The organism is Paenibacillus sp. J22P277 (assembly GCF_059383675.1).
The window spans coordinates 68,272-87,199 of the sequence record NZ_JBXENS010000003.1 but is presented as its reverse complement, the minus strand read 5'-3'; the positions used below and the strand labels follow the sequence as shown (position 1 = coordinate 87,199).

The following is an 18,928-nucleotide window of genomic DNA, read 5'->3' as shown; positions in this document are numbered from 1 at the left end:
GAATGAAGCTAGCGGCACCGGGCTTCCTCGATCGACAAAACCAAGACGCAAAACAGGAGCCGGACGAATATCGCCCGGCTCCTGTTTTGCGTCTATCTTCACGCGACGTCGTATTAAATCTGCGAAACCTTGGCGAATCTCTTCCTGTACAGCTGCTCGAGCCCGACGGAGATCAGATGGAAGCCGAGAATGAACAGGATGTATGCCGCGAGCGGGATGAAGAGCACCCATTGATACATGTACACATTGTCCCTTGCGGCGCCGATGAGTCCGCTCCACTCGTTCGTGAGGCTGGAATATTCGATGGGGTCGAAGGTCATCTTCGTGCCGCCGAGGAAGATATTGAAGATCGCCAGTTGTCCGAACAAGCCCAGGACGATCACGATTTCCTGCACGAAGAGAATAATGAAGCTTTCCTTCATATGCGGGAAAATATGCGTGCGCACGATCGTCCATTGACTGGCCCCGATCGATTTGGCCGACAACACGAATTGCTTTTCCCGAAGGACCATCGCTTTCTCGCGCATCGTGGAGGCAACGGACGGGATGCCGGCTAGCGCCAGCACGATCGTGAGAATCAGCGTCATCTTGAGGGGGGAGGTCAACGGATTCATCGTCATGCCGATCATGATCATCCAGACGATGATGAAGATCGGGATGCCGTTCAGCAGGTTCCAGATGGAAAAACGGCCTTCCCGGCGTTTCTTCGGTTGGCCGAAGAAGCCGAGCATCAAGCCGAGCGTGCCGCCAATCGCCAGGCGGGCGAACGCGACCCCGATGGAGCCGAGGATCGTATATGGCGCCCCCGCCAACAATTTGGCCATCATGTCGTAACCGTATTTATCGGTTCCGAACGGATAGTCGTCCGACGGAGGCGTCGGCGGCACGATCAGCGTGCCTTCGCCGTTCGCATCGACGTGGTAGCTGACTTGCTGGGACGCGTTCAAATCGTGAGGGGCGAAATAGTTGCCGAAGAGTGCAGCCGCCATAATGACGAGCGTAATGAATAGACCCGCGAACAAGGTTTTGTTCATCGCACGACCACCTTCTCCCAGCCATAGATGACGAACCGCAGCAGGGCGTAAACGATGGCATACAGCACGAAGAGCGTAAGAATGCCGTTCACGACGAGGTTGTACTGGTAGCTGCCGAATACGAAAGCATTGGAAAAGACGAATAAGGTCACGCCGTTCAGATTGTATAAATATTCGAAAATGAACAAATTCCCGAATAAGATGCCCATGAACTTATGCAGGTCCGCTTTGAGGTAGGGCAGCACGTTCGGCACCGCATGAAAGAAAATAATATACGTTTTGCCGAGACCGCGCGCCTTCGCGAAGCTGATATAATCCTCGGTCAGCGTCAGATTCATATGCAGCGCGACGTTGCGGATCATGTAGTTGGCCGGGATAATGACGGTCGACAGCAGGGGCAGCGCGATCGCGGGGTCATCCATGGAGGGACTGGCGACCTTGACGAAGACGAATCCGGTCTCGGTGGCGATATACACGATCAGGAACTGCAGGAGGAGCACGATGACGAAATCCGGCAGCACGCTCGTCAATTCCAGGAGGCGCTTCAGCCACGCGGCGCGGCTCACCGCAAAATAAACGCCGAGCAGGACGCCGATCGTGATTCCCGCCAATGCGCCGACGGCCATATAGAACAGCGTGACGGTGAAGCTGCCGCCGACCTGCGACCAGAACGACAATTCGTTATTTCCGGATAAATAGCGGAAGGCTTGTCCGTTCCCGATCCCCTCGATGTAATCGCGGATGCTCGAAAACCCGTCCTTCCAATCGACGTGCAGCACGCCATCGAGTGGACTGGAATACAGCACCGCGGGGAACATGGCAAACAAGAGGACGACCAAGAGCGTTCCGGGAACGATCCAGGCGAGTTGTATGGCTTTTGGCATGCAAGCGTTTCCTTTCAATTGGATTTTCATTTGATCATTTTTCAAGTATAGCCCGTAACATAATAATTACAAGACTTGACGAAATACGATGTAAGTTTAAAAATTCACCTTTTTCGGCGGCGAAGAAGCGCGAAAACCGTCGAATGAACGGCTATCCGGCGTTTTCTATATAAAATGAGGCAGGCTGCGGCATGATTTTCGTTCCGGCTGGCATGTCATCTGATAGAATGGAAGAAAAGCTTTTTTCCGAAGGAGCGATCTCGGATGACCGTGCACCCTCGTTTGACCCGCAGGTATGAGCCGGATTACGTGCATGCCGTTCCCGTCTTGAAGCATGGCGATACGGAGGCCGATCTTCAAGGAGCGCGCGAGCCGTTCCTTTTCCAACATGAAAGCGTCTTCTATCTGCACTATGACGGAAACGGCGCGTCCGATTGGGGCTGCTCGCTCGCCGTATCAACCGATCTGTTCCACTGGGAGAAGAAAGGGAGAGTCCTCCGGGCGGGGGAGGACGGGGATGCCGACCGCGGCGGCGCCTGTTACGGACCGACCTTCGCGTTCGACGGCAGATGGTACCTGTTTTACGTGTCGGTGGAAAATACGTCGGGGGCGCCTTGGTTTATTCCGGCACTGCCGTACCGCACGGGGCTCGCGACGTCCGATCGGCCGGACGGCCCATGGACCAAAGCGACGACGGACCTGTTTCAGCTGGGAGCGCCGGGCAGCTGGAACGAAGGCTGTATATGCGCGCCGTATGTCGTCCGAGAAGCGGATGCGTACTATGCCTTCTACAGCGGAAGCAGCCTCGGGCCGAATTACGCGCGCACGATCGGGCTCGCGAAAGCCGATTCGCCGGGAGGACCTTGGATGGACAGCAAGGCGACGATCCTGCCGCTGGGAGAGAATTTGGAAAATCCGAGCTTGTATTACGAGCCGGCCTGCGGGCTATGGTTCATGTTCGTCAATCACGTGGGCAAGGACGAGGACGGCGCGGAATACACCGATGCCATCTGGGTCTACTGGAGCGTATCGCTGACGGAATGGAATGCCGCGGACAAAGCGGTCGTGCTCGATCGGACGAATATCCCGTGGGCAAAACAAGTCGTCGGCCTGCCGGCCTGCCTCGTCGACGGCGGCAAGCTTTGGATCGCATTCGATGCTTCGGCAGGCACGACAGCGGAGAATTTCTACGGCCATTGCCATCGCGACATCGGCATAAGCTATTTCAACCTGCCGCTGCGCCGGCCCGGTAGCTAGCACGGACGTTCATCCGTTTATGGAAGGGGGTGCGACTTATGGAAATCATTCGGCATGCGATTAAAAATCCTCCCGGGTTTACAATCATGATCGCCATGACGGCATTAGGCGCGATAATGCTGATGAATGCCATTCGTTATTGGGAGCGGCAGGAACGCCTATTGCTTTCCTTCGTTCCGGCAATGCTGGCGCTCTATTGCTTGGTTGCTGTAGTCTGGTCGTTGTATAGCGCGTTCAAGAAACCGGCAGAACTTCATCTATGCCCAGGAAAGCTCCAACTGAACGGGAGAACCCTTGAAGCGAAGGAAATCAAGGTCATCATGAAGAGGGGCTATTTCAGGCCGGTGCTCGGAATAAAGCCGGTCGGCAAAGCGATCGTTCCCGTTTCGCTCAGTTTTCGATTTTGCGCCAATGAAGAACAAGGCCTCGCGGATCTCATCGCATGGGCGGAGAGGAACAAGATCGCGGTGATTCATAAAGCGTTCATGAGATGGATATGACGGGGGAGTATGGAGGGCGCGAAAATTGCGTCCTTTTTCCCGTGCGGCTATGTATGGAACGGAAATTAGATTACATAACTATAGTTATGTAATCTAATGAGAACTGGAATCCGACGAATTCCAACCAAAAACGTCATTTTCCAGTTGAAGGATATATGCTCTTGACATGCACGCTTGCCAAGAACATATATCCTTCCCGCAATTTCGTCAGTCGGCGGTTACGAAGGCGTGTAGGATAAAGTCGCGCTAAACGAGAGTTGGGTAATATCGGCTGCCGAAGGATCCGTCGACGCAAGCGTCCTGACGCGAATCCCGATGCGATCGCCCGCCGCAACGACCAAAGAGCCCAAATTGATATTCGTAGCCGAGCGGAAGGTACCCGCCGTAATGATATTATTCGGGAATCCGAATCGAACCGAGCTCGTCAGCGGCGTCGTCACGTATGCCGATGCAATGTGATCGATTCCGTTATTGGGAACCGAAGGGGAGAGGAAAACCGTAAAATCGTATTGAAGACCGAGCGTATTGATCGATACCACGGAAGCCACCAACAGATCCGCGCTGATTTGTAAGTTCTGGACGGTACCGGCGAACGGAACCGGGAAAGCGAACCCGCCGGCTTCGGGCGGCATCGTCGATTCTCCGGAACCGTCGATCACTTCGACCGTGCTGCTGCCGAAGCCCATTAAGATCGGAGCAGCGGATACGACTGCCGCGCCGCTAAGGATGATTCCCGTCGAAAACGGAATTATTCCTCCCGCTGCGCCTGAGGGACCTTGGGGTCCTTGCGTCCCGGCTGTACCGGTCGTTCCTTGGGGTCCTTGCGCTCCCGCAGCCCCAGCGGGTCCTGCAGCCCCAGCGGGTCCTGCAGCCCCTGCCGGTCCCGCAGCCCCAGCGGGTCCTGCCGGACCTTGCGCACCCGTCGCACCCGTCGGCCCAGCCAGTCCGGCTGCTCCGAGCGCGCCCGCAAGTCCCGCAAGCCCAGCCGGGCCAGCCGCGCCGATCGCCCCCGCGAGTCCGGCCAAACCGGCCGGTCCAAGCGCGCCGGCCAGACCTGCCGCTCCGGCTTCTCCGATCGCACCTGCAAGGCCTTGAAGCAATTGCGGTCCTTCCGGCGCAGGTCCAGCAGGTCCTTGCGGACCGCGCGGTCCCGCCGGTCCAGGCGGACATTTACATTTACCCATCGTTCCATCTCCTTGTTCGTAGTCTCATGCATGCGCATCGCAACGACTTGCCAACCTCACTCTTTGATTTTATCAGCGTGGGGGATACGTCGGTTGCTATGTTTCAAGTCTCTTTAAGTTATGTCATCGCGCTACCAAATGCTTGGATATTTGCCAGGGAGGCAAATGATCAACGCCAAATGTCCTGCTAGACGATCGGATGCTTTTCAGATGAACGATATGAAAAGAAGCATGAAAGCCGCAGAAATGCGCGAGGAAATGCATAATAGTTTACATAACAATAGATATGTAAACTAATAAACATAGCTCCCGATTTATGCTATAATAAGTGCGCAAAATCAGTGTTTTGCGCACTTTCGGATCAGAACGGCTTTCTTGAGTTTTCGCTGCCGATAGGCTTACATAATAGAATGAGGTGAACGCGGATTGCCTGGTCCATACGAACTGGAGGAAGCCTACGGGGAGCAGACCCATGCCTTTCGCATCTGGATGAAGCAAGCCGGCTATACGGATGCGACGCAAAAAGAATACGCGAGAGAAATCGGTGCCTATCTGCAATCGCTGGACGGGCTCGCGGTCGATGCCGCCGGGAAGATGAACGTGATCGCCTTTCTGGTGTCCAAGCGGACTACCGCCGGCGACCGCACGCGGAACCGGACGCTGTCCGCCATTCGAGCTTTTTACGCGGCGCTGATCGATTTCGAGATGGCGTCGCGCAACCCGGCGTTGGAAGTCAAGAAATCCAAGACCGAGAAGAACAAGAAGCCGGTGTACCTCGAGGAGGAGGAGCTGGTCGAGACGCTTGCGCATGTCGGCGGGCGTTACCGCAGCCGCAACATCGGCATTTTCCTGCTGATGAGCTACTGCGGCCTGCGGGTCGGCGAGATCCACCGCTTGAATCTGCGGGACTTCAAGAAAGCGAAGGGCATCATCGAGGTGTTCGGCAAAGGGCGCAAATGGAACGAAATTCCCGTGCCCGAGGTGCTGCTGTCGGTGCTCGGCGAGGTCGAGCAGGAGCGGATCGCGCCGTACCGCGCCAAGGAAGACGCGTTCTTCGTCTCGCAGAAGGGCAAACGCTTGTCCATTCGCCAGATCCAAAAGATCGCCGGACTGACCTTCACGGCCTTCAAGGAACAACATCCGGATCTGGCGGATATGAAGCTGTCCTGCCACAAATTAAGGCATACGTTCGCGACGATGCTGCTGAAGAACGGCGTCGATATCCGCGTCGTGAAGGAGCTGATGGGCCATGCCTCGATCGAGACCACCATGATCTACACGCATGTCAACGACAGCCAGAAGAAAGAAGCGATGTCCACGATCAACATCCCCCTGCGCGCGATCCGTTAATCGCCGGAAGACTCCTTTCGAAACCAGATGCCTCCCCATGGCGGCTTCTGGTTTTTTTGCCGTTTGGCCGTTTCGCGCCGAAGTTCCGCGATCGAATTTATAAAATCCCCCGTGGATGGGAATAATTTGGTAGTCCAATGATTTCCAGACGCACCGCACGAAGCCGATGCGTTATCGATCCTACACCGATTTCCCGAGAGGAACCATCCATGTCTACCACAATCGAACAACTCAGCCAGCGCGCGCACGAGCTGGCGCTTCAGCATCATGCCAAAGCCGCGGCCGGCCAGCCCGGTTATATAAAGAAACAATTCGAAGCGGACATCGCCGGCATTCGTTCGTTCGTTGCCTTGCTGCAGGGCGAGCCGGCCGGATGCGGCCAACAGGCCGAGGAATGGCTGCTCGACAATGCGGAATTCATCGAAGAGCAGGCACTCGACGTAAAGCTGCACCTGGCCAAGCCGTCGCTTGTCCATCTGCCGCGGCTGCGCCGGGAAGAACGGCTGCGCATCCATGCGCTTTGTTTGGCGTACCTCGATCAGTCCGACGGCATTCTCGACGAGGGAACGCTGCGCTTCTTCCTTAACGCCTATCAGGAAGTATCCGTGCTTACGCTCGCCGAGACGCGGGCGATTCCGATCATGCTGAAGGTGTCGCTCATCGGCAAGATCGCCGAAACGATGGCCTTGGTGCGGGATCGGCGGGAAGTATGCAGCGGGGTCCAACAGCTGCTGAAGCGGATCGAGCCGTCCAAACTGAGCGCGGAAGCCATCGGCAAAGCGTTGGAGCAGGCGGGGCAGGGCGAGCCGCTGTCCGGTCCGTGGGCCGCGCATTTGATCAGCCATCTGCGTGAATGGTCGGGCGATTCGGCCGCCATACGCGAATGGCTCGTCTGCAAATACGAGAACGGCTCGGAGGATCTCGACCGCGTCGTCACTTACGAAGCCAAGCTCCAAGCCGCCTATCAAGTCAAAGCGGGCAACCTGATCACGAGCCTGCGCAGCAACGAGCGCAGGGATTGGGCGGAGCTGTTCGAGGAGATCAGTCTGCTCGATCGCACGATGCGCGAGGATGTCACGGGCCTCTATGCCCGTTTGGATGCGGGAAGCAGGAACGAGATCCTGAATCGGATCGAGGAGCTGGCAAGACGCATGCGCGTGCCGGAAAGCCTCGTCGCGTCGCAATCGATCGCGCTTGCCAAGCAACAATACGAGATCGCCGGCGCCGATAGGGGAGCGGCCGTTACGAGAGCAGCCGAGATGAAAACGGCCGAAATGAGGGCGATTGAAGGCCGGGATGCCGGAGGAGCGCCTTCACCCGCTGCGATTGCGCCAGATGCGCAACCGTCGGACTTGCAGCCGCAAGACGAGCTCGCGCGACAAGCCTTTGCGGCGTATTACGTCTTCGAACCGGCTGGCGTCAGCCGCCTGGTTCAAGCGTTGAAGCGATGCAGCGAGCCGCGCGGCATGCCGGCAGAAAGCTTGGCTAGGCGCGCGCCCGCGAATTATTTCGCCTCGCTGCTCGGGCTGTTCGTGCTGCTCATGATCGCGCTCGCGGCGTGGATCGTCGATTGGCGCACCGTCTCCGCCGCCGGCATGGTCGCGGTCCTGCTTGCCCTGCTGTTCCCGGTAAGCGAGTGGGTCATGACGGGGCTGCACTTCGGCATCGAACGCATCTGCCGGGCCAAGCCGCTGCTGCGGTACGATTACGCGAACGGCATCGCGCCCGAAGCCGCGACGATGGTCGTCATACCGGCCATCTGGTCGACGGCCGAAGAGGTGGAGGAGCTTGCCGACCGGCTCGAGATCCACTACTTGGGCAACCGGGACCCGCATATTCATTACGCCCTGCTGGGCGATTTCGCCGACGCGAAGGAAGAACGCCTCCCGGCGGACGAGCCGCTCATCGCCGCGGGCAAAGCCTGCATCGACCGCTTGAATCGCCTATACGGCGGAGAGGGCGGCTCGACCTTTCATTACTACCAGCGAACCAGGAAGTGGAACCCCGGCGAAGACGTATTCATGGGCTGGGAGCGCAAACGGGGCAAGCTTGTCGAGTTCGTGGAACTGCTGCGCGGCAGCCGAGACACCAGCTACGAGGTGGCGCACGGCGACCGTGACGTGATGCCCGGCATTCGGTATATCATCACCCTCGACGCCGACACCCAGCTGCCGCTCGGCAGCGCGCAGCGGCTGATCGGCACGCTGCATCTGCCGTACAACCGGCCGCGCCTGAACAAAGCGGGCACGCGGGTCGTGGAAGGCTACGGCGTGCTGCAGCCTCGCGTCGGCACCAGCCATGAATCCGCCATGCGTTCGCGCTTGGCGTACTTCTGGTCCGATCCCGGCATCGACCCGTACGCGTTCGCCGTCTCCGATCCGTATCAGGACGCGCTCGGGGCGGGCATCTTCACGGGCAAAGGGATCTTCGACGTCGACGTATTCGCCCGCTTGCTCGGCGAGCGCATCCCGGACAACACCGTGCTGAGCCATGATTTGCTCGAAGGCGGTTTTCTGCGGGCGGCGCTCGTGTCCGACATCGAGCTGATCGAGGAGCATCCGTCGACGTTTCTTTCCTTCCAGAAACGGATGCACCGGTGGATCCGCGGCGACTGGCAGCTGCTGTGCTGGCTCCGCGCCAAGCTTTGCGACCGGCGCGGCGTGCTGCAGCCGATCGATCTCTCCCTGCTGACGCGCTGGCAGATCGTCGATAATCTGCGGCGCAGCCTGCTGCCGATCGCGCTCTTCGCGCTGTTCGCGCTGGCCGTGACCGTGCTGCCCGGGTATCCGGCGCGCTGGCTGACGCTCTTGATCGCCACGCTGCTGCTGCCGCTGATCAGGCAGCTCGCCGGCAGCAATCCGGCCGATCCGCAACCGAAGCGCCTGTTGTCGACGTTGGTGCTGGCCGGCATCGGATTCTGGACGCTTCCGTTTCAGACCGCCGTGCTGCTGGATGCCATCGTCAAGACCTTGTACCGCATGGCGTTCAGCAAACGCCGGATGCTGGAATGGACCAGCTTCTCCCATACGGAACGAAGTCAGGGCCAGGCGCGGCGCAGCATGATACTCGGCGGCGGCGGCGGTTATTCGCTGATCGTGTTATTCGCGGCCGCGACCGTGCTCCAGCCGCTTGGCGGCCTCATGTGGTTCGGGCTGGCGCTGTGCCTTTTCTGGGCGCTCGCGCCGCTGGCGGTTCGCTGGCTGGATCAGCCCGTGGTCGAAGCGGCGCGGCCGCTCGAAGCATCGGAGGCGGAGCAGCTGCGCGGCTTGGCGAAGGAAATCTGGCAGTTTTACGAGGACTACGCCGGGAAAGAGGATCATTTCTTGCCGCCGGACAATGTGCAGATCGAGCCCGCGAACGGCGTCGCTCACCGCACGTCGCCGACCAATATCGGCTTCCTGCTGACGGCGGCCGTAGCCGCGAGGGAGCTGGATTTCATCACGACGCCGGTGCTCGTGGAACGCTTGGAGCGGACGGTCGGCGTGATCGAACGGATGGAGAAGTGGAACGGCCATTTGTACAATTGGTACGATACGTCCACGCTGGGACTGCTGCATCCGGCCTACGTCTCGACGGTGGATTCCGGCAATTTCGTGGCCAGCCTGATGACCGTCAAGCAAGGTCTGCTTCGCTGGCTGCGGGAGGACGGCCGGCAAAGCAGGGGAACGGGGCGCAGCCGAGGGCATCTGGCCGCGGTCGGCGCGGAATTCGCCGTGGAGCTGGATCAGGTCCGCCCGGAAGAAATCTACGATGCGCGGCAAGAAGCGCTGCATCGGGAGAAGGATGAGCTGCCGCCCGCGGCGAATCCGTGGGTCGGCCGCGGATACGAGCTGGTCGACCGTTTGGAACGGCTGATCGTCGCGACGGATTTTCGGGAGCTGTACGACGATAAAGCCAAGCTGTTCGTGCTCGGCTATCATGCCGATTCCGGCCGGCGGGATACGATTCTCTACGATCTGCTGGCGTCGGAAGCCAGGCAGACGAGCTTCGTCGCCATCGCCCTCGGGCAGATCTCGGTCGCCCACTGGCTGGCGATCGGCCGCACGGCCAAGAAGCAGGGCAGCCACACGGCGCTGATTTCCTGGTCGGGCACGATGTTCGAATACATGATGCCGTGGTTGATCATGCGGACGTACCCGGGCACGGTCTGGGACAGCACGTACCGCGGGGTCGTGCGGCGCCAGATCGAATACGCGCAGGAGCGCGGCGTGCCGTTCGGCATCTCGGAATCGGGTTATTACGCGTTCGATTATCAGCTGAATTACCAGTACCGCGCGTTCGGCGTGCCGGGACTCGGCTTCAAGCGCGGGCTCGAAGAAGACCTGGTCGTGGCGCCCTACGCGGCGATCATGGCCCTCCCGTTCGCGCTGCGCGAAGGCTTGCGCAACCTGGCGCGCTTGGACGAGCTCGGCGCGCGCGGGCAATACGGCTACTACGAGGCGATCGACTTCACCGCCGGCCGGCTGCCCCAAGGCGAATCGCACAAGGTCATTCGCAGCTTCATGGCGCATCACCAAGGCATGAGCCTGCTTACGCTGGCGAACATGCTGGCGCCGGCGTGCATGATCGATTATTTTCACGCGGACAAGCGCGTCCGGGCCGCCGAACTGCTGCTCATCGAGCGGATCCCGCCGAAGTCGGCGATTCTGAATCGGGAGCTGCCGGGCAGGACGAGAAGCGGCGGCGCGCCCCAGCCGGCGCATAACGACCCGCTGCGCGAATTCGCGGCGGTGCCGGCGCTCGTGCCCGAGGCGAACGTGCACGGCAACGGCTCGCTGACGACCGTCCTGACGGAAACCGGCAGCGGCTTCATCCGGTACAACGGCCTCGATCTGACGCGTTGGCGGGAGGATCCCGTCACGACCCCGTGGGGCAGCTTCATGTACATTCGGGACGTGGCGAACAACGTATGCTGGTCCCCTTCTTATCTGCCTTGCCGCAAGCAAGCCGATCAACAGAGCGTGCAGTTCCTGAAGGAGCGGACGACGTTCCGGCGCGAGGACGACGGGCTGCTGACGACGCTGGAGGTGACGGTGTCGGCCGAACATAATGCGGAGCTTCGCCGGTTGACCTTGACCAATACGACGCGGGAGCCGCGAATCGTCGAAGTGACGACGTTCATGGAGCTTGCGCTGGCCGCCCATGACGCGGACAAAGCCCACCCGGCTTTCACGAAGCTGTTCGTGCAGACGGAATTCGCTTCGGAGGCGCAGTGCCTGCTCGCCCGCAAACGGCCCCGCAACGAAGGAGAGCCGTCCTTATGGGCGTTTCACGTCCTTGGGGGAGACGACGGCATTCAGGGCGAGGCGGAATTCGAGACCGACCGCGCGGCATTCATCGGACGGGGACATACGCTCGCGAATCCGCGCGGACTGGACGTCCGTCTCGGTGGCGCGGTCGGCTCCGTCGCCGACCCTGCCTTCATCATGCGCAGGCGGGTCCGCGTCGAGCCGGGCAAGCAGGTCGCCCTGACGGCCGTGACCGGCGCTGCCGACAGCAAGGAGCAGGCGCTCGATATCGCGGCGCGGCTGTCGCCGCCGCGGCAGGCGGAGCATACGTTCCAGCTGGCATGGACGAGAAGCCAGATCGACCTGCAGCATCTGCACATCGCCGACGCCGATGCGGCCGCTTACCAGCTGTTGGCCGGGCGCATCCTGTTCGCTTCGCCGCTGAGGCCGGAGCAGGAGGTCAGCGTCGCCGCCAACGCGAAGGGGCAGCCCGGCCTGTGGGCGCACGGCGTATCCGGCGACCGGCCGATCGCCTTGGCGCGCATCGACGATACGTCGAGCCTGCCGTTCATGAACAAGCTGCTGGTCGGGTATGAATACCTGCGCCGGAAAGGGCTGAGCTTCGATCTGGTCATCTGGAACGAGTCCTCCGGCGGCTATCAGCAGGAGCTGCGGGACGCGCTGCAGCGGATGATCGAACAATACGTGCATAACCAAGGCAACGGCGCCGGCGTGCACATCATCGCGGCATCCGCGCAATCGGACGAGGACAAGCATCTGCTGTTCGCCGCGGCCCGGCTGATCCTGCATGCGGACGGGCCGAGCTTGCGTGCCCAGCTGCTGCCTCATGATCCCGCGCGCGCCGATCAGACGCCGGAGCTCGCGCCCGTCGCGCCGCCCAACCGTTATCCCGCCAAGCCGGCGCCTGAGGAGACCGCCGACCTGTTCTTCAACGGCTACGGCGGCTTCTCGCCGGACGGCGGCGAATACCGCATCACGCTGCGGGGCGGCCAGCATTTGCCAGCGCCATGGATCAACGTGGTCGCGAACGCGAATTTCGGCTTCCTGGCATCCGAGCTGTACACCGGCCAGACCTGGTGGCGCAACAGCCGCGAATGCAAGCTGACGCCGTGGTCCAACGATCCCGCCCTCGATCCGCCGGGCGAAGCCGTCTACGTGCGGGATGAATTGAGCGGCGAATACTGGGGCATGGCTCCGTCCCGCAAATCGGAAGCGACGGCGGTTTACGCGGTGGCGCACGGGCAGGGCTATTCCCGCTTCGAGCACGAGAGCCACGGGCTCCGGCACGAGATGACCGTGTACGTCCCGCCGGAAGACTCGGTCAAGATCGTCCGCTTGCGGCTGCGCAACGGGACGAGCGACGTGCGGAAGCTGTCCGTGACGTATTACGCCGAGTGGGTCATCGGCGTGCACCGCGAAGGGAACGCCTCCAGCATCGTCACGGAATGGGATGCGGACGCGCGCATCCTCCTGGCACGGAACACGTACCAGGACACGTTCCGGGAGGCGACGCCGTTCCTGGCGATTCAGCCGCGGGAGCCGGAGGCGGAGTTGTCCTGGACGGGCAGCCGGCTGTCGTTCATCGGGCGCGAAGGCGATCTCGAGGACCCGGCCGCGATGCGCATGGCGCGCCTCTCCGGCGAGACCGGGCCGGCGTACGATGCCTGCGGTGCCGTGCAAGCCTCCGTATCGCTCGAGCCCGGCGAGGACCGCGTGGTTTACATCCTGCTCGGCTGCGGCGATTCCCGCGAATCCGCCGCGCGGCTGGCGCTGAAGTACGGCGAAGCGGACGCCTGCGAGCAGGCTTTGCAAGACATGCGCGCGCTCTGGAAAGACGTGAACGGCACGATACGGGTCGCCACGCCTGCTCCCGAGATGGATATCATGCTGAACAACTGGCTGCTCTACCAGTCGTTGTCCTGCCGGATGTGGGCGCGCACGGCCTTCTATCAGGCGGGCGGAGCCTTCGGCTTCCGCGATCAACTGCAGGATTCGCTGGCCATGCTGCATATCCGGCCCGATATGACGAGAGAGCAGATCATCCGCCATGCCTCGCACCAATACCTCGAAGGCGACGTGCAGCATTGGTGGCACGAAGAGACGCACCGCGGCATCCGCACGCGCTTCTCGGACGACCTGCTCTGGCTGCCGTACGCGGTCGTCCGCTATCTGGAACACACGGAGGACGAGAGCATTTTGGCGGAAATCGCGCCTTTCTTGCAGAGCGGGCTCCTGAAGGAGGACGAGCACGAACGGTACGAGGAAACCGTGCAAGCGCAGGAAAGCGGCACGATTCTCGAGCACTGCTTCCGCGCGCTGGACCGCGCGCTGCGGTTCGGCGAGCACGGGCTGCCGCTCATGGGCATCGGCGACTGGAATGACGGCATGAGCAATATCGGCCCGCACGGGCGCGGAGAGAGCGTATGGCTGGGCTGGTTCCTGGGCGACGTCCTGCAGGGCATCGCCGGCATCTGCGAGCATCGCGGCGAGCGGGAACGCGCGGAGCGTTACGCGAACGCCCGCCGCGAACTCGAGCAGGCCATGCAGGAGGCGGCCTGGGACGGAAATTGGTACCGCCGCGCGTTCACCGACGCCGGCGATTGGCTTGGGTCCGTCCACAACGCGGAATGCCGCATCGACGCCATCGCCCAATCCTGGTCGGTCATCTCCGGCATGGCGCCGCCGGACCGCGCGCAGCAGGCGATGCGCTCCTTCGACCGCGAACTGGTCGACCGCCATCTTGCCGTCGCGCATATCCTGACGCCGCCGTTCGACAAAACCAAGCCCAGCCCGGGCTATATTCAAGCCTATCCGCCCGGCATTCGGGAGAACGGCGGCCAATATACGCACGGCGTCATCTGGAGCATCGTGGCGTGGAGCATACTCGGTGACGGGAACAAGGCGTTCGAGCTGTTCCATATGTTCAACCCGATCACGCACACGAAGTCCGCGTTCGAAGCGCGCACCTACGTCGGCGAACCGTACGCGATGACGGCCGACGTCTACACGGAGCCGCCGCATCGCGGCCACGCGGGCTGGACGTGGTACACCGGCGCGGCGGGGTGGATGTATCAAGCGGGCATCGAATGGATATTGGGGCTGAAGCGAAGAGGGGAGCGGCTGCTGATCAAGCCTTGCATACCTGCCGAATGGCCGGAATTCAGCGTCACGTATACGTACAAACGCACGGCATACCGAATCCGCGTCTATAATCCGTCGCGCAAATCCGGCGGTTGTACGTCCTTGCGCATCGACGGGCGGGACGCCGAGCTCGGCGCGCATCTGATGGACGACAGTCCGTTCATCGCATTGGAGGACGATCAGGCGGAGCATGTGATCGAGCTGACGTTATAGCGCCGTAGCCGTGTTCGCAGCGGATGCGCAGCCGGCCTTGCATCGAATCGTGAACCTGCAATTTCAAAAACAAAACCGCAAAAAAGCCGCGTAACAGCGGCTTTTTGTGCTGTCTCGGCCAATAGCGCCTGATCCTCCGCCGACTGCGTCCGTAACGGAGGAGGAGATTTGAAATAACGACTTGACCCTGACAGTAATGGCAGGGTTTATAATGAAGGCGTAACGATCGGAGAAGGAGGCAGGACGGCATGAAAATCGGCGAATTGTCCAAACGGACCGGGGCGAGCATCCGATCGCTGCGTTATTACGAGCAAGAGGGGCTGCTGGCTTCAGTGCGCATGGACAACGGATACCGGGCGTATAACCCGACGGCCGAGGAGCAGGTGCGGACGATTCAATTTTATTTGTCGCTTGGGCTAACGACGGAGCAGATCGGCAGCTTCCTGAACTGCGTCCTGAAGAACAAGGAGGCGTTTTGCGCGGAGGTGCTTCCGATCTACGAGCGCAAGCTGCAGGAGATCGATGCCCAACTGCTGCAGCTCGGCCAGATCAGAACGAATCTGTTGGACCGCATCCGGTCGATACAGGAAAGCCAATAACCGTCCCGGGAGGAATGGATATGACGATGATCGCGGTAAACGAGGCTACGTTTCATGAAGGAATCAGGCAGGAAGGCGTGACGCTGGTCGAATTCGGGGCCGCATGGTGTCCGCCCTGCAAGGCGATCAAACCGCTGCTGGACCAGCTGGGCGCGGAGCATGGAGACGCGCTGGCAGTACTCGAGATCGATTGCGACGATTCGCCGAAGATCGCGACGGAATACGGCATCATGTCGATGCCGACGGTGATCGTGTTCCATGACGGCCAACCGGTGGAGAAGCTCGTCGGCCTTCGGCCGAAAGCCGTTTACGAGACGCTGGTCGCCAAATACATGGCGTAACGAATCATTTCGAATCGCCAAACATTTAACTGCATTAATAATGTCCGAAAAGCTGCGCCTGGCGCGGCTTTTTTCTATGTGCAGCCTATTCGATTGCCTTTCGGCATCTATTTAATCCCGTTAACTATTCTGCTTGGAATTTCGGACACCGCACGGTTGCCTCGGTCGCTCCGATCACGCCGGTTTATGCGATCGGAACGGAGACGGTCCTGGTCCGGCTGCGGCGAGCATCCCCGGCCGGCGATCGTTGTCGGGATTTGATGAACCGTAGGGGAGGAATATGCCCGAAGTTGCAACCGAATACAGACCGGAGGTACATGCGGTACGCCGACTCGTTTGCTATAGTCTTCTTGCCGATTGGGCGATCGTCCCAGGGCGGATACGGCTTCCCCTAAAAAATCCAACGATTGGAGAATCGCCCCCCATGACGAACGTGAAACGAATCACCGATCTCGTCGATTATCAGTCTGTCCTGCCGTATGCCAGCGAGCTGTTCGGCGTCCATCAATCGCTGATCGGCTGGAAATCGAAGCGCGTGCTCGACAAGATGCAATCGAGCGCCAAGCTGGACAAAAGCGCCTTGCTGCCGCGGCTGCAGCAATACATGGCGAATCGGACGCCGATCGACATCAATGAAGACTGCTACGTGTCGGCGCCGAACCTGAGACCTGCGGGATTCGCGGGACCTAGGCTGAAGCAGCAGGATTCGATCCTTCTGCGAACGATCAGCGGCAATCTGCGCGAGCTGGGCGGCCTCCCGGAGAGCGTCGACGAATGGAAAAAGTTCGTCAACGGCGACGAGCTGGGCGGCATTTTGAATAATCAGGTCATCGAATTCTACGGCCAGGCTTCGATGGACCAATGCAAAGTAATCGGCAGAAATAACGCGAACGATCCGGCGCTGGTGAACCGCCTGCGCGAGCAAAGCAAGGCGGACGTCCGGCGGGCGCTCGAGAGCGAGACCGAGATCGCCGGCGTGCTCAACGAGCTGTTCGTCAACGGCCGGGTGGCCGAGCTGATGCGGATCTTCTTCGCCGACCTGGACTTCGACGCCAAACAAGCGTTTTACGACACGCTCGCGAAAGCCGATGCCGATTCGGCCGCCGATCCGTACCTCTCGTTCGATCCCAAGAAAGACGTGCAGGACGTCTCCTTGTCGCCGCTCGGGATCGTCCATTTGTACCGGCAGTATTTCTTCGAGCTGGACAGCTTTCTCGGAACGCCGACGGGCCATGTGTGGCTAAGTCCCGGCTCCACCGTCGAGTTGATCGAGGTCAGCACGCGCAAGACGACCATCGAGAAGACGGTCGAGACGTCCCTGGAGACGACGAAGAAGACCGAGACGAGCACGACGGATCAGGACGAGATCAGCGAAGCGGTCAAGGAGGACAACAAGGACGACTTGAAGCTCGGCATTACCTCGACGGTCAATCAGTCCTGGGGGACCGGTAGCGCTTCGGCCACGGCCAGCCTGAATATGGACAAGACCCAGCAGGTGGCGCGGGAGACGACCCATAAGAAGATGCGGCAGCAGAGCGAGAAGCTCTCCAGCGAGATCCGCGAAAATTACAAGTCGACGTTCAAGACGGTCACGGAGGTGACGGATACGTCGAGCAAGCGGTACGTGCTGGCCAATACCACGGAGAAGCTGATCAACTATGAATTGCGCCGCAAAATGAGGCAGGTCGGCGTGCAGGTGCAGGACGTCGGCACCTACCTGTGCTGGGAAGCGTACGTGGACGAGCCGGGCGACAGCCTCGGCCTGGCCAATCTGATCCATATCGCGCAGCCGGCCAACCTGCTGCCGGTTCCGGATCAGACCGAGATTCCCGTGCCCGCCGACCAATTCGTGTCGTTGAAGACGAACGCGGTCTGGAACTTCGGCGATTCGCGCAAATCCGGCTTCGTCACGGTAGCGGTCATGGATCCTCCGGCACCGCCGGAAGGGTTCGACGTGGCCAAGGAAGCCGGCGTTTTTCAAGCCGCGCAGCTCTCCGCCTCGGGCGAAGATTTTACCGGCGTCTGGGCGTTCGGCGCCAGGTTCAACGGCAGCGGCCAGATCGAGATCGGCGTCATTACCGGGGCGGACGGCATCGAGTGGGACGAACGGATCGATTTCGCGGTCGGCACCGTCGTGAGGTGCACCGCGAGCGCGGCCAAGCGGGCGGAGATCGCCGCCGCGAACACCGCGAGGAAGCTGAAGGGCGACGCGGCCACCGCCGAGAACGACCGCATCACCAAGGAAACGTTCGTGAAATCCGCCAAGGAGCGCGTCGAGCTGGCCCGCGGCATCGCGAAACGCAATTACGAGGAGCTGCGGGAAGAGGAGCGCATCGTCGTCTACCGCAAGCTGATCAGCTCGCTCATGACCGGCTTTCAATATTATTCGGCGAGCGACGGCAGCCGGCATATCCTCTCCGAGCTGCTGCTATCGATCTTCGATATCGACAAGATGCTCTACTTCGTGGCCCCGGAATGGTGGAAGCCGCGCGCGTACCAGCATCTCAACCTGCCGGATCTGCAGTCGCAGCTGGCCGACAGCATCGTGACTTGGAGCGACAGTACCGTGCGTCAGGACAATTACCTGATCACGGAGAAATCCGCGCCTGCGCCGATGGGAAGCTCGCTCGGCTGGCTGCTGCAATTGGACGGCGATAATCTGCGCAACGCCTTTCTGAACGCGCCTTGGGTGAAGGCGGTCATCCCGATCCGTCCCGGGAAGGAGCAAGCCGCGCTCAACTGGCTGCAGAACGCCAACGTCGAAGGCTCCGACGGGTTGGAGGCGTCCTATGCCGCGACGGACGACGAGCTGAAAGCCATTCGCGCGCGACTCGGCTTGGCTCCCGACGCGACCGTCTCGATCCGGAACGCCATCGATTTCCTCTGCCTCGAGGTGGCGGACAAGAACACGGAATCGAACGAGGTCAAGCCGTATCCGAACACCGAGATCAACGACGACAACAAGGTTCATTCCACGCCGGTGGAGAAGGTGTTCGAGCACGGCTTCTATCCGCTCCAGGGCGGTTTCCGCGCGGATCCGAACAGCTTGAAGCCAGATCCCAACAATACGGACCGGCATTTCCAGGTCTTCGATCAATGGATCGAGGTGCTGCCCACCGATCAAGTCGTGCCGGTCGAGGTCGTTTACGATCCCAAGACCGGGCGGCAGCTCTGAC

At 60.7% G+C, this 18,928-nt stretch carries 11 protein-coding genes; 7 read left to right on the top strand and 4 right to left on the bottom strand.

The window, feature by feature from the left end; translation table 11 throughout:
- Positions 1-113 precede the first annotated feature (113 nt).
- Together AC50YL_RS09430 and AC50YL_RS09425 are read right to left on the bottom strand one after the other, a co-directional pair.
- A complete protein-coding gene (locus tag AC50YL_RS09430) occupies positions 114-1,034 on the bottom strand; it encodes an ABC transporter permease (protein ID WP_494831347.1) in 921 nt (306 codons plus the stop codon).
- Entirely contained in the window at positions 1,031-1,918 is an 888-nt protein-coding gene (locus AC50YL_RS09425) for an ABC transporter permease subunit (RefSeq protein WP_494831346.1), read from the bottom strand. Before AC50YL_RS09425 ends, AC50YL_RS09430 begins: the two co-directional genes overlap by 4 nt.
- Positions 1,919-2,182: 264 nt before the next feature.
- Between AC50YL_RS09425 and AC50YL_RS09420 the strand changes: the two genes are divergently transcribed.
- Both AC50YL_RS09420 and AC50YL_RS09415 read left to right on the top strand, forming a co-directional pair.
- Positions 2,183-3,175: a family 43 glycosylhydrolase gene (locus AC50YL_RS09420; protein WP_494831345.1), complete on the top strand. Its 993-nt coding sequence runs from the start codon at positions 2,183-2,185 to the stop codon at positions 3,173-3,175.
- Positions 3,176-3,213: 38 nt separating this feature from the next.
- Positions 3,214-3,675 carry a hypothetical protein gene (locus AC50YL_RS09415; RefSeq protein WP_494831344.1) on the top strand — a complete coding sequence of 154 codons (462 nt, stop codon included), beginning with the start codon at positions 3,214-3,216 and terminating at the stop codon, positions 3,673-3,675.
- Between the two features lie 218 nt (positions 3,676-3,893).
- On the opposite strand, the gene AC50YL_RS09410 is transcribed toward AC50YL_RS09415, so the two are convergent.
- Positions 3,894-4,361 (bottom strand): hypothetical protein, encoded by a 468-nt coding sequence (locus tag AC50YL_RS09410; protein ID WP_494831342.1) that lies wholly within the window; start codon positions 4,359-4,361, stop codon positions 3,894-3,896.
- Between the two features lie 62 nt (positions 4,362-4,423).
- Positions 4,424-4,891: a hypothetical protein gene (locus tag AC50YL_RS09405; RefSeq protein WP_494831341.1), complete on the bottom strand. Its 468-nt coding sequence runs from the start codon at positions 4,889-4,891 to the stop codon at positions 4,424-4,426.
- Positions 4,892-5,285: 394 nt separating this feature from the next.
- Here AC50YL_RS09405 and AC50YL_RS09400 point away from each other — a divergent pair, with 394 nt between their 5' ends.
- The 5 genes from AC50YL_RS09400 to AC50YL_RS09380 all read left to right on the top strand — a co-directional run bounded on the left by AC50YL_RS09400 (position 5,286) and on the right by AC50YL_RS09380 (position 18,927).
- Entirely contained in the window at positions 5,286-6,209 is a 924-nt protein-coding gene (locus AC50YL_RS09400; RefSeq protein ID WP_494831340.1) for a tyrosine-type recombinase/integrase, read from the top strand.
- Positions 6,210-6,418: 209 nt separating this feature from the next.
- Positions 6,419-14,812, top strand: a complete 8,394-nt coding sequence (locus AC50YL_RS09395; RefSeq protein WP_494831339.1) for a GH36-type glycosyl hydrolase domain-containing protein — start codon at positions 6,419-6,421, stop codon at positions 14,810-14,812.
- A 248-nt stretch (positions 14,813-15,060) separates the two neighbouring features.
- On the top strand, positions 15,061-15,411 hold the full coding sequence (locus AC50YL_RS09390; protein WP_494831338.1) for a MerR family transcriptional regulator: 351 nt from the start codon (positions 15,061-15,063) through the stop codon (positions 15,409-15,411).
- Between the two features lie 20 nt (positions 15,412-15,431).
- Complete coding sequence (locus tag AC50YL_RS09385; protein WP_494831337.1) at positions 15,432-15,752, top strand: thioredoxin family protein; 321 nt, start codon at positions 15,432-15,434, stop codon at positions 15,750-15,752.
- A 424-nt stretch (positions 15,753-16,176) separates the two neighbouring features.
- On the top strand, positions 16,177-18,927 hold the full coding sequence (locus tag AC50YL_RS09380) for a peptidoglycan-binding protein (protein ID WP_494831335.1): 2,751 nt from the start codon (positions 16,177-16,179) through the stop codon (positions 18,925-18,927).
- The last annotated feature ends 1 nt before the right edge of the window (position 18,928 follow it).